11 protein-coding genes are annotated in these 11,779 nt (G+C 30.5%); 5 read left to right on the top strand and 6 right to left on the bottom strand.

Annotated elements, in window-relative coordinates; all coding sequences use genetic code 11:
* Positions 1 to 10: 10 nt before the first annotated feature.
* The 4 genes from IDG66_RS11630 to IDG66_RS11615 form a co-directional block, all read right to left on the bottom strand.
* Positions 11 to 367, bottom strand: a complete 357-nt coding sequence (locus IDG66_RS11630; RefSeq protein ID WP_000727328.1) for a DUF4889 domain-containing protein — start codon at positions 365 to 367, stop codon at positions 11 to 13.
* 264 nt (positions 368 to 631) lie between these two features.
* Entirely contained in the window at positions 632 to 1,054 is a 423-nt protein-coding gene (locus IDG66_RS11625; RefSeq protein ID WP_000071904.1) for a pyridoxamine 5'-phosphate oxidase family protein, read from the bottom strand.
* Positions 1,055 to 1,124: 70 nt separating this feature from the next.
* The gene (rsp, locus tag IDG66_RS11620; RefSeq protein WP_103143704.1) at positions 1,125 to 3,230 is read right to left on the bottom strand and encodes an AraC family transcriptional regulator Rsp; all 2,106 of its coding nucleotides are present in this window, start codon (positions 3,228 to 3,230) and stop codon (positions 1,125 to 1,127) included.
* Positions 3,231 to 4,717: 1,487 nt separating this feature from the next.
* Positions 4,718 to 5,101, bottom strand: a complete 384-nt coding sequence (locus tag IDG66_RS11615) for a YbgA family protein (RefSeq protein ID WP_000664393.1) — start codon at positions 5,099 to 5,101, stop codon at positions 4,718 to 4,720.
* A 182-nt stretch (positions 5,102 to 5,283) separates the two neighbouring features.
* Between IDG66_RS11615 and IDG66_RS11610 the strand changes: the two genes are divergently transcribed.
* Complete coding sequence (locus IDG66_RS11610) at positions 5,284 to 6,726, top strand: sucrose-specific PTS transporter subunit IIBC (protein WP_001108126.1); 1,443 nt, start codon at positions 5,284 to 5,286, stop codon at positions 6,724 to 6,726.
* Positions 6,727 to 6,810: 84 nt separating this feature from the next.
* Here IDG66_RS11610 and IDG66_RS11605 read toward each other — a convergent pair whose 3' ends face one another.
* Together IDG66_RS11605 and IDG66_RS11600 are read right to left on the bottom strand one after the other, a co-directional pair.
* A complete protein-coding gene (locus tag IDG66_RS11605) occupies positions 6,811 to 7,755 on the bottom strand; it encodes a magnesium transporter CorA family protein (protein WP_000633068.1) in 945 nt (314 codons plus the stop codon).
* 45 nt (positions 7,756 to 7,800) lie between these two features.
* A complete protein-coding gene (locus IDG66_RS11600; protein WP_000656771.1) occupies positions 7,801 to 8,424 on the bottom strand; it encodes a TetR/AcrR family transcriptional regulator in 624 nt (207 codons plus the stop codon).
* 160 nt (positions 8,425 to 8,584) lie between these two features.
* Between IDG66_RS11600 and IDG66_RS11595 the strand changes: the two genes are divergently transcribed.
* From IDG66_RS11595 to IDG66_RS11580, 4 genes are all read left to right on the top strand, one after another.
* Positions 8,585 to 9,862 carry a YhgE/Pip domain-containing protein gene (locus tag IDG66_RS11595; protein WP_001020016.1) on the top strand — a complete coding sequence of 426 codons (1,278 nt, stop codon included), beginning with the start codon at positions 8,585 to 8,587 and terminating at the stop codon, positions 9,860 to 9,862.
* Positions 9,863 to 10,068: 206 nt separating this feature from the next.
* A complete protein-coding gene (locus IDG66_RS11590; protein WP_001253464.1) occupies positions 10,069 to 10,500 on the top strand; it encodes a DUF2871 domain-containing protein in 432 nt (143 codons plus the stop codon).
* Between the two features lie 104 nt (positions 10,501 to 10,604).
* The gene (locus IDG66_RS11585; RefSeq protein WP_001808030.1) at positions 10,605 to 10,721 is read left to right on the top strand and encodes a hypothetical protein; all 117 of its coding nucleotides are present in this window, start codon (positions 10,605 to 10,607) and stop codon (positions 10,719 to 10,721) included.
* 10 nt (positions 10,722 to 10,731) lie between these two features.
* Positions 10,732 to 11,766 carry an NAD(P)/FAD-dependent oxidoreductase gene (locus tag IDG66_RS11580; protein WP_000655972.1) on the top strand — a complete coding sequence of 345 codons (1,035 nt, stop codon included), beginning with the start codon at positions 10,732 to 10,734 and terminating at the stop codon, positions 11,764 to 11,766.
* The last annotated feature ends 13 nt before the right edge of the window (positions 11,767 to 11,779 follow it).

Genomic DNA, 11,779 nt, shown 5'->3' with positions numbered 1-11,779 from the left:
TAAATTACAATTAGTGTTTCATGTGCATTTTGCCCATGTCATGAATTTTCATCATTAAACCGTGAGGGACGTCATCATGGTCAACTTTTTTAACTTTAACAATTTTATCTGAATCTGCTAATTTATAAACAATTACAAAATCACCTTTTTTAACTTTAACATCTGAATCTGAAGGTAATTTAACATTTTTTTCAATGCTTTCATCTTTTTCACTAATCATTTTTTCAATAGTAGTATTATCTTTCATAATTCCATAGTATGTATCTTTCTTTCCGCCAGTCATCATCATGATTACTAATACAATACATACAATTAACATGATGGCGATTAAACTAATACCAAGACCAAAACCTTTTTTCTTTTTCATGGTTCATCAATCTCCTTAAATGTAGTTAATTCTGTTATACCTAAAAGTGCAACAGTTTGCAAATGCAGTATTTATATTACATAAAATTAATTTAAAAAGACACACCCTAATCACGTTAAATGTGAATAAAGTGTGTCTAAAAAACAATACATTGCAAATTGAATTGTAAACATATTAAACACTTTAATTATAGCGAGTTATTTTAAGTATTTAACATTGTTATATCTAGAATTCATAAAAGTTATTTCCTATATATACTTTGTGTTATAAATCGATTTTGATAGGTGTATCTAATGATTTGTCATTCATCAATTTAACAGATTGTGGTGTCACCTTTAAAACACAAAGTTCTGGATCTTCTTTTGAACTGAAAAAGCTTTTATCTTGAGTCTCCCATAACCAATCGATTACTTTTTGATCAGTAACTACTTCTATCGTGGCTTCCATTTCAACGAAACTGCGATTTGTCGTATCATTGTAGCCTAACAAAACATATGCTGCTGGATTATCTTTAATTTCTTTGACCTTAGCAGAATGGATATTCGTTTTAGTATATAAAGTAAGACCATCATTATAAAAGACCATATATCTACTATTAGGTTTATTATTATATGCAGTTGATAATACACCAACTTTTGACGTTGCTAACACGTTTTCAATTGCTTGAATTGCTTGTGAGTTACTCATTACATATCATCTCCTTATGATATAAATAGCCTTTAACGTAAGAAACTAAACACAAGAGGACTGTTAGTATTTAGCTTGGTTTAAAGCAAATATATTTAACCTCGTCGTGATTTAACTTGAGTTCAAATGTACGACCAGTTTCTTCTTGAACTGCAAGCTCCGTTTTAGGGTAATTCGTTTTGTCTAATTCATCTAAAATTTCTTTTTCTATATAAACAAGTTGATCGCTTATTGGAAGCAAATGTTGAATTGAACCATGTTCATGATTCAATGTTTTAATAATCATCAAAGAGTCTTGAGGTAATTCATTATGGAAAATGAAATCTTGTTTTACGTCTGACATATATCGATCATTAATTTTATTGAATAATAAGAAATGGTAGTTATTATCTTTACGACTCAATACATAATTATTTGTAATTTCAATATCTTCATTAACAAAAGGTCTAAACATTTTATATAAATGCATTAATGGTAGGGGACTACCATATTTGTTGTACAAGGAAATATAATTTGAATGGTCATCTAATAATTGATAGCTAATGCCACCGCCATATCGTAATAATGCAATTAAGTGATACACTATGTCAGATAATTGAATTGGATTCTTACCATCATTAGTATATTTAAATCCGCTTACAGACAGGTTATTATATACAAATTGTGTTGATGATATACCTGAATCTAAAATAAATTTCTTATACTGTTCAAAATGAGTGTCAGTTTGATGATAGTGTTGGTTTTTAGTGATAAGATGTGTTGCAGTTTTTGAATTTTCAATATCAATAAAGTAATAATGGAATTTAAGACGCTGCATGACATCATAAACTTGTTCCACGGTTGAATAAGTTTCTAAAAAGCCATCGACTGTCACACTATATTTAATTTCTTTATTTTTGTTTTTAATTTTAAGATGACATAAATGAATTTCTTCTGCTGTCATAGAATTAGAGCAAAATACGAGCATAAATTTAACTAATTTCTTGCTTGTCTTATAGTCTTGATTGCCTTGTAAAAATGTGAGTATTAATTGCTTCATCGTTTCGAATTGTTGTGTTGATTTAATAGCGATTGCTAAACCTATATTTTTTTCGAAAAGCTTTTCAAAACATCTATTTAACAGGTTGTAATTCGTTTGGCTAATCTCAATATCGTGAATATCGTCAATGAAAACGACAGGTTTTGGTAAGTGCTCAAAGTTAATATCGTAATATTCATTGAAAATAAATTGAAATAGTTCATTGAAATTACTAAATCGAACAAATACTTTGGCACGCTGACTTCGATCTTTCGGATTAAAATCATCTATATGAATATCTGTTGTATTTGTAGCCAGTTGAGCTGTTAAATCAATTGTTGAAATTAACTCAGTGAATTGTGATACGTTATCTTGTTGGAAGTGTATTTGTGGTGGTTCAGTAATCTTGGAAACGAGTGAACGGAACTGTTTAGGACTAAAATGCAAGTAATTCTTAAATTGATTTGCAAAATTTGTATGACTGTTATAACCGGCCAATTCAGAAACAGTTGTAATAGAATGTTTTGTAGAAAGTAATAAATTGATGGCGTTAACAAGTTTAATACTTGTAAAATAATCTTTAAAATTCATACTCAAATATCGAACAAAAAGATTAGAACAATATGATTCAGAGATGTTGCAATGCATCGCTATATCTTTTAAAGACAAGTGCGCATCAATATTGTCATGAATATAGTTTACACAGTCTATGAACACCGGATTGCTTAAAGCAATATTTGGTAAATATTCATGATCTATTCTTATAAAAGCTTCTTTAAGTAAAGTGTCTATAATACTTTGACCTATATTTTTCCCCATTAAAGAAGATCTTGTTGGTGTACTGATTAAATCGGCAATTAATGACTTAATATAATTACTTGATTGTAATAAATGACGATCTAAATAACCATTAAAGAAATCATCATCTTGTTGATAAAAATAAAAAACGGGTATCATTAATTCGATTATATTTTCGCCGTGGTTAATATTATAAATATCACCATGGTTAATTAAGATAATATAATTACTTACGTCTTTGGTTTCACCATTAATCGTAATATTGAGTTTACTTGTAAGTGAAAATAGCACCATAATATTATTAATATTACGACTGGGTATTGTCGATAATGTATGATGTATTTTAAGTTGGCATGTCATATTTCTCTCTCCTGCCTAATATATATTGAAATCTATCATTTAAATGTAAAACATGGAAATTTTTAAAATCATGGATAGTATACCTATTATAGTTGAATATTTTTGAAAAGGTAATAGTGAAAAATAAAAGAAATTAATGAAAACTCCTAGGAAAACGCTTGTTTTTATGCATTGTGCACAATATAAAAGTAAAATTAGAAAGATAGTAAGCAAAATTTGGAAATTTTCGATAGAGTCTAATTAAATTATTTGGTGCATAATTAATATAGATTTCAAACCTATGTATTTCAAAAAACAATACATAGCCATTTTGAACTAACTTGCTAATCTTTTATTGATATTCAACTATGTTATAAAAAAAGCAAATTGACCAAAATGGAAGTTTGAATCAAAAAACATTAAATGTACCCATGACTTAAATTTTATCGCCATTATTTAAGTTTGGACATACACTTTTGTCATCAAACGCTGAAAATTAGTACGATTGAAATCACTTCTTGTTATAAAAATTCTTAGTAGCCCTGTTACAAAATATTCGCTACAAATTATTCAAATCAACAACAATAACCATCAACTAAGAAATTTTAAACAATCTACTAAAAAATAAAGCGTTTAAAAGTTCTGTTTAGAAAACATCAAGATAAGTATAAACATCTAGAAAAGTGAACATCTAAGAAAATCCATCTAGTTATTGCCGTAACAATTAGAATAATCATTTGAAAAAGTGCATTAGACAACGAAATTCACCATCAAGATAATGAAGCAACAAGAAACAGCACACATCAATGAATTAACACCTTAGATTCATCATGAGAAAATGCATGGCACAACTAGATTTACCATCAAGATAATTCTTAAGCAGCGAAGAATTAACATCTAGAAATGCATAAACATCTTAGATTTTACATCAAGAGATGCGATAACTATAAACAACTAGAAACGTCACCAAGATAGTGCAACAACAAAGAATCAGCATCTTGAAATCGCACTAACATCTAAGAATCAACATCAAGTATTATATTAACATCATAGATAACTTCATCAAGACAGGCATCCACATCTAAGAAACTCATCTAGAATAGCTAACACCTAACATCAAAGAATATTCATCAAGAACAGTATCTAACAGAACTTTTTGACTATATATGAATTAATTATGTTACTAGCTAAATCATCTATTATTAACTTTCACACTCAATTTCTACATCTAATATCAATTTATTAACAATAGAATTAGCAGCAACAAGATATTACTTAAAATTACTCCCCCGAATTTAAAATATAAACAATGTAATAATTAAGGGTATAAATTGATTTATGCTGTAACTAATTAAATGTGTATGGTATCTTCTAACATCATGAAACGCATTTTAATATAGATATGTACATTTAAACCTTGAGAGATAGATTATAGTAAACTTTAGTACAAAGTATGAATTGCTGAACTCCAATGACTACTATTTGTCCGTTACAACTAAAGTTTCAATCTATCTCTTTCTTTTTGTGTTTAAAACACGACTTTGTAGTAAATATTGAACATCATATTTATTAGCAAGTTCTGCTAAAAAATCTAATAAAGTTTGGGTGTCGATTTTACCATTAATAAAATCAGCTTTAAGTAGTTTTGATTGTTGTCTTTCTTCTTCATTCGCACATTTTTTAAAATATCCCCACATATGATCAAAAGCATTACATACACTTCCTATACTCGGTTCAATTAACAAAGCATCATCAATCATTTGTTGAACTTGATGAAGTGATAAATCCGTTTTTAAAGCATTCCTTATCATTTGGTAAGACTGTTGACTGTGTAACAATACATGATATTTTTCCTCACGCCAAAGCTGTTCGATATAGCCACGTTCTTTCATAAAATTACCTCCGATAATTAATGTTAATATACATGCATGTAGTATAGCAATAAAAATGAATGCGCTATCAAAAATGGTGTAGGTGTTTATATAAAATGATAATAGAGTGTTGCAAATATTTTTGGAACCGGTTACAATAAAGTGGAATAAATGGAACCGGTTCTAATTAGGAGGCTAAATATATGAATTATAAGCAATCCGCAGAAGAAATTTTGAACGCGATAGGCGGAGAAGAGAATTTAGATGCAATGGCACATTGTGCAACGAGACTACGATTAGTTTTAAATGATGAAAGTTTAGTAAATGAAGAGGCGCTAAACAATATGGATGTAGTTAAAGGGACGTTTTCTACTGGGGGACAATACCAAATTATTATTGGGTCTGGTACAGTCAATAAAGTATTTAGTGAACTGGAAAAATTAACTGGAAAAGAAGCATCAACCACTTCGGAAGTCAAAGCACAATCTGCTAAAAATATGAATCCGTTACAGCGATTTGTAAAAATGCTTTCAGATATCTTTGTTCCGATTATACCAGCCATCGTTGCTGGTGGTTTATTAATGGGGTTAAATAACATTTTGACTGCGAAAGATTTATTCTTTTCAGGTAAATCATTGATAGATGTATATAGTCAATTTGCTGGATTAGCTGAAATGATAAATGTTTTTGCGAATGCACCATTTACATTATTACCAATTTTAATTGGATTTAGTGCAGCAAAACGCTTTGGTGGCAATCCATTTTTAGGTGCTGCATTAGGTATGATACTAGTTCATCCATCGCTAATGAGCGCATACGATTTCCCAAAAGCAGTTGAAGCAGGTAAGGCTATTCCATATTGGGATGTTTTTGGTTTGCATATTAATCAAGTAGGTTATCAAGGACAAGTGTTACCTATGCTTGTAGCAGCTTATATCTTAGCCTCAATTGAAAAAGGGTTACGCAAAGTTATTCCAACGGTGTTAGATAATTTGTTAACACCATTGTTATCTATTTTTATAACAGCATTTCTAACATTTTCATTTGTAGGTCCAATCACTCGACAATTAGGTTACTGGTTATCAGATGGTTTAACATGGCTTTATGAATTTGGTGGTGCAATTGGTGGATTAATATTCGGATTATTGTATGCTCCGATTGTTATTACAGGTATGCATCATAGCTTTATAGCTGTAGAAACGACATTAATTGCAGATGCCACTAAAACGGGTGGATCATTTATATTCCCGATTGCGACAATGTCTAATGTTGCACAAGGTGGTGCAGCAATTGCAGCGTTCTTTATTATTAAACAAAATAAGAAGTTAAAAGGTGTGGCATCTGCCGCAGGTATTTCAGCATTACTTGGTATTACAGAACCGGCTATGTTTGGTGTTAACTTAAAACTAAGATATCCATTTATTGGCGCTATCGTTGGATCAGGTATTGGTTCAGCATATATTGCTTTCTTCAAGGTTAAAGCAATCGCATTAGGAACTGCTGGATTGCCAGGATTTATTTCAATCAATCCAGTACATGCAGGATGGTTACACTACTTTGTTGGTATGACAATATCATTCATCATTGCTATAACAGTTACTTTAATTTTATCTAAAAGAAAAGCAAATAAAGAAGTTGTAGAATAAAAAAGAGGTATGACAGTAATCAAAGTATCAGTCATTGCAAATGCAATAGGATGAAACTTTAAGCTGTCATACCTTTTAATTTAGTTATAATTTCTGTTTACGCCATAAGAAAATACTAACAATTACGACAAGAATTAATGAAATACCTACCACAATAATCCAAGATATATAACTATGGTCATCAATTGGCAACGGCACATTCATACCGAAGAAACTAAATACGAGTGTTGGTAACGTTAATAGTACCGTGAAAAGTGTTAATGTCTTCATAATCGTATTCATATCATTAGATAATAAGGAAGCGTATGATGTTGTGATACTTTCTAAGATACGTTGATGTAATTCTGTTGTTTCGATGGCTTGGTTATTTTCAATGATTAAATCTTCTAGTAATTCTTCATCTTCTTCAAAACGTTTAATTGCAGGTAAACGGAATAACTTTTTAATAATTGTATCGTTACCTTTTAAGGCAGCTAAAAAGTATACTAAACTTTTTTCAACTTCCATTAATTTGAAAAGTTGTTTGTTAGTAATGTTATTTTTTAGTTCTTTCTCAATACGAATTCTACTTTTATTAAGTAATCGTAAGTTACGATTATAATGGTCGGCAATAGTAGTTAAAATTTCTAATGCAAATCTGCTGTGAAATTTTAAATTAATATCACGCTTAGGTAAATTTTCTAAAAATTCATTTTCAGCGTCACAAACTGTTACGATAATACCGTTGCCAATAATAATGCCTAATGGAATCGTTACAAAAGATAGAACGCTACGATTAGTTGAATTGACGATAGGTAAATCAATAATGATTAATGAGTAACCAGTATCTTCGTCATATTCAATACGGGAACTTTCTTCTGAGTCCAAAGGGTCACGTATAAAGTCTTCAGGTATATTATATTGTTCCATAAGATTTTCAATTTCTTCTCGGTCTGGTTCTACTACATTAATCCATGACGCTGTATGATCTAATGGTGTTTTTATAATATGTTTATCTATATCTTCAGAATGTCTGAATGAAGTAATCATGATATATAGTTCCTTTCTAAAGGATTTAGGAAAAGCGAGTATTACTTAAGTTAGTGAATCAAGGTTTGATTTATGCAAACGGTTTTCTGCCATTATTCTTAATGGACCATTAAAAATAATATTATGCACATGTTTAGCTAATTCATCAACTGAAATGGGCTGTTTGTCCATTACCCAGTATTTAATAATTGAAATTGTTGCTCCGGAAACGTAACTGTAAAAATACATCTCTGGAACGCCTCCGATGGAATGATTGATACTAATATAACGTTGCATATTATTTTTAATATGTTCGTTGATTTTCAATTCTAATTGACTCGTGCGTTCCAATTGTAAAATAGTATGATAAAACTCTAAATTATCATGAATATGTTGGAAAATATTTTTGAGTATATTATTTACAAAAGTATTCGCAATGTCTTCAATTGAAGAACCGCGTAACAAATCAAATTGAGTATATGTCGTTAGTTCTGAAATATACTCATCTTCCATATCTGCGAGTAACATATATTTATCCTCGTAATGTAAGTAAAATGTCCCTCTATTGATATCAGCGCGTGTTGTTATGTCGCGAATGGTAATCTTTTCTAAATCTTTTTCTTGTAGTAATTTAGTGAACGCTTGTTTAATGGAGGACTTTGTCTTTCTAATTCGCCTATCTTCTTTCAAAAATAAATCAACCTCCTCGTGTTATTGAACAATGCGGGTGTATTTGTCTATTAATAAACGTATTGATGAACATTGTGTATTGTTTATTCCCACTTACATATTATAATAGACAACATGCGAAATATTCAACACATTGTCTAATAAGGAGGTAATTAATAAAATGAATATATTTAAAAATAAATTATTATGGATTGCACCAATAGCAACTATGATTATCTTGGTAATCTTTTCTTTAGCTTTTTATCCTGCATATAATCCTAAACCAAAAGATTTACCAATTGGTATATTAAACGAGGATAAAGGTACAACGATTCAAGATAAAAATGTTAACATTGGTAAAAAATTAGAGGATAAATTATTAGATAGTGATTCTAATAAAATTAAATGGGTTAAGGTTGATAGTGAAAAAGACCTTGAAAAAGATTTGAAAGATCAAAAAATCTTTGGAGTAGCTATTATTGATAAAGACTTTTCAAAAGATGCTATGAGTAAAACACAAAAAGTAGTTATGGATAGTAAAAAAGAAGAAATGCAACAAAAAGTTGCTTCAGGTGAAATTCCGCCACAAGTGGTTCAACAAATGAAACAAAAAATGGGGAATCAACAAGTAGAGGTTAAGCAGGCTAAATTTAAAACGATTGTAAGTGAAGGATCAAGCTTACAAGGTTCACAAATTGCATCAGCTGTATTAACTGGTATGGGTGATAATATTAATGCTCAAATTACGAAGCAAAGTTTGGAAACATTAACGAGTCAAAATGTTAAAGTCAATGCCGCGGACATCAATGGTTTGACGAATCCAGTAAAAGTGGATAATGAAAAACTTAATAAAGTTAAAGATCACCAAGCAGGTGGTAATGCACCATTCCTAATGTTTATGCCAATTTGGATAGGTTCAATCGTAACGTCTATCTTATTGTTCTTTGCATTTAGAACTAGTAACAATATCGTCGTGCAACATCGTATCATTGCTTCAATTGGACAGATGATATTTGCAGTTGTTGCAGCATTTGCAGGTAGCTTTGTTTATATTTATTTCATGCAAGGCGTTCAAGGATTTGATTTTGACCATCCAAATCGTATCGCAATTTTTGTAGCATTTGCGATTCTTGGTTTCGTGGGCCTTATTTTAGGTGTTATGGTATGGCTAGGTATGAAGTCAGTTCCAATTTTCTTCATTTTAATGTTCTTTAGTATGCAACTTGTAACGTTACCTAAACAAATGTTGCCTGAAAGTTATCAAAAATATGTATATGATTGGAATCCATTCACACACTATGCAACAAGTGTAAGAGAACTATTATACTTGAATCATCATATTGAATTAAATAGTACAATGTGGATGTTTATAGGGTTTATGATTTTTGGCGCTGTATCAAGTTTAGTTTCAGCTATTGTTAGAAAACATAGCACAAAACGTACTGAAGTGCCGTCATAATTTAATAAATAGAAATAATAGCTATACAAGACGTTTGTAGCGAGCGTCATGGTATAGCTATTTTATTTGTATAGCGCTTGATGTAAAGTTATTTTAGCTGTCATACTATGTGCTAAACCAAATTCAGTTGTGTCATATCTTCGCTTTTTTGTCACTGTTATAATAGGTATAATCGGATATAATGAAAAGGTGAGGGAGGATTCAAAATGCGTAGGTTATTATATTCATTTCTTTTTTATATGATCATAGGTTTATTTAGTGGCTTTTTCTATAGAGAGCTAACAAAAGCATATGATTTTACTGGTACAACACAATTATCACTTGTACACACACATACACTTATTTTAGGTATGTTTATGTTTTTAATATTATTACCATTGGAGAAGTTATTTAAATTATCAAGTTACTACTTATTTAACTGGTTCTTCTATGTATATAACATAGGTGTTATCGTTACTATAGGTATGATGGTGACAAAAGGATTCTTCCAAGTCACTGGTAAATCATACTCTCCAGAAGCATTTGCAGGCTTTGCAGGTATTGGGCACACAGGTATGCTTGCAGGTTTATTGTTGCTATTTTTCCTTTTAAGACAAGCAATTCTTAAAGAACCACGTGATGAGTCTTTTAAAAAATAATATAACTAGAACTAAAAAATATACACATCTTTCAAAGGAACATTGTTGTTTCTTACTTTGAAAGGTGTGTTTTTATATTGTGATGGGATAGTTATTGATAATTCATGGTTAACTATGCGATTTATTTTAACAATATAAATATTAATAGTATAATGGCTTTAAATGATAATAATTATCAATTTGAGCGCGTTAATGAAAGAAATGAATATAGAGAGTCATAGGAGGCACATAATGAAAGACGTTACAATCATTGGTGGCGGTCCGTCTGGTTTGTATGCAAGCTTTTATGCTGGATTGCGAGATATGTCTGTAAGATTGATAGATGTTCAATCTGAATTAGGGGGTAAGATGAGAATTTACCCTGAAAAAATTATTTGGGATATTGGCGGCATTGCGCCAAAACCTTGTCATGAAATTTTAAAAGATACAATTAAGCAAGGATTATATTTTAAACCGGAAGTTCATTTGAATGAACGTGTGGTAGATATTAGGAAAAAGGCAGAACGTCATTTCGAAGTTGAAACAGAAGCGGGAGAAATATATACATCGAAAGCAGTTATCATTGCAATTGGTGCGGGTATTATTAATCCAAAACAATTAGATGTTAAAGGTGTAGAGAGATATCAATTAACTAATTTACATTATGTTGTACAAAGTTACAGACGTTTCAAAGATAAAGATGTATTAATATCAGGTGGAGGAAATACAGCATTAGATTGGGCGCATGATATTGCCAAGATTGCTAAAAGCGTGACAGTTGTTTATCGAAAAGAAGATGTAAGTGGTCATGAAGCGATGAAAACGTTGGTGACAGATTTAAATGTGAAACTATGCCCAAAAACACGTATTAAATACTTGGTCGGCAATGATGATGAAACGCATATAAGTGAAGTTGTTTTGGAACATGTTGAAAGTGGCGATACGCATACAGTTAAATTTGACGATGTCATTATTAGTCATGGGTTTGATCGTTGTAATACATTATTGAGTGAAACATCTTCAAAGCTAGATATGCATGATGATTGTCGTGTTAAAGGATTTGGTAATACGACAACTAGTATACCTGGTATCTATGCGTGTGGAGATATTGTTTATCATGATGCAAAATCACATCTAATTGCAAGTGCATTTAGTGATGGTGCTAATGCAGCGAACCTTGCTAAAACATATATCCAACCAGATGCGAATGCAGAGGGTTATGTTTCAAGTCATCATGAAGTGTTTAAAGAAGCGAATAAGACTATTGTAAATAAACATTTATACTAGGTTGATATATTGT

This window comes from Staphylococcus sp. EG-SA-18, assembly GCF_017151825.1.
In the GTDB taxonomy this organism is placed as follows: Bacteria; Bacillota; Bacilli; order Staphylococcales; family Staphylococcaceae; genus Staphylococcus; species Staphylococcus aureus.
This window is presented reverse-complemented; position numbering and strand designations above follow the sequence as displayed.

Coding starts and splice junctions, on each gene's coding strand:
- IDG66_RS11580 (WP_000655972.1), top strand. CDS start 10,732: ATGAAAGACGTTACAATCATTGGTGGCGGTCCGTCTGGTTTGTATGCA.
- IDG66_RS11625 (WP_000071904.1), bottom strand. CDS start 1,054: ATGAGTAACTCACAAGCAATTCAAGCAATTGAAAACGTGTTAGCAACG.
- IDG66_RS11615 (WP_000664393.1), bottom strand. CDS start 5,101: ATGAAAGAACGTGGCTATATCGAACAGCTTTGGCGTGAGGAAAAATAT.
- rsp (WP_103143704.1), bottom strand. CDS start 3,230: ATGACATGCCAACTTAAAATACATCATACATTATCGACAATACCCAGT.
- IDG66_RS11590 (WP_001253464.1), top strand. CDS start 10,069: ATGCGTAGGTTATTATATTCATTTCTTTTTTATATGATCATAGGTTTA.
- IDG66_RS11605 (WP_000633068.1), bottom strand. CDS start 7,755: ATGATTACTTCATTCAGACATTCTGAAGATATAGATAAACATATTATA.
- IDG66_RS11610 (WP_001108126.1), top strand. CDS start 5,284: ATGAATTATAAGCAATCCGCAGAAGAAATTTTGAACGCGATAGGCGGA.
- IDG66_RS11595 (WP_001020016.1), top strand. CDS start 8,585: ATGAATATATTTAAAAATAAATTATTATGGATTGCACCAATAGCAACT.
- IDG66_RS11585 (WP_001808030.1), top strand. CDS start 10,605: ATGGTTAACTATGCGATTTATTTTAACAATATAAATATTAATAGTATA.
- IDG66_RS11630 (WP_000727328.1), bottom strand. CDS start 367: ATGAAAAAGAAAAAAGGTTTTGGTCTTGGTATTAGTTTAATCGCCATC.